This window comes from Vibrio sp. 10N.222.55.C6, from assembly GCF_041473395.1.
Classification (GTDB): domain Bacteria; phylum Pseudomonadota; class Gammaproteobacteria; order Enterobacterales; family Vibrionaceae; genus Vibrio; species Vibrio crassostreae_C.
On sequence record NZ_JBFRSD010000937.1, the window covers coordinates 1 to 368 of the forward strand.

1 protein-coding gene is annotated in these 368 nt (G+C 45.9%); it reads right to left on the bottom strand.

What is annotated here, in order from left to right:
* Nucleotides 1–66: 66 nt before the first annotated feature.
* Nucleotides 67–368 (bottom strand): hypothetical protein (locus AB4486_RS26935; protein ID WP_372119840.1); only part of this gene is annotated, 302 nt, incomplete at its 5' end.

Sequence of the window (368 nt, forward strand, 5' to 3'; positions counted from 1 at the left end):
ATCATATTCTTGTCCTCGCTCTTAATCTCTCCGCATCTCGTTTACCCGCTACTCGAATCTGCTTTTCTACTTCTTCACCACGCCACCCGTTAAATACAATCCAATAGCCGCTAGCACCGGATAGCCAAACGCTTCATTGGTCATTTCCCCTAATGGCTTCCAATCGTAACCGTGCATGCAGCCAAGAATCACCATCACATGCAGTGCCACATAAGGAATGGTGAACAACAACACAATGTAGCGCTGTACCAACTTAAAAGGTTCATACGCTTTAAGCAGTGCCAGCTTGTGCTTCGCTTTTTCTTCATCAGTAAAAAACATCGCATCTCCTGCGTTGGTGAGTGCATCTAACCCCTTGCTAATCGAAG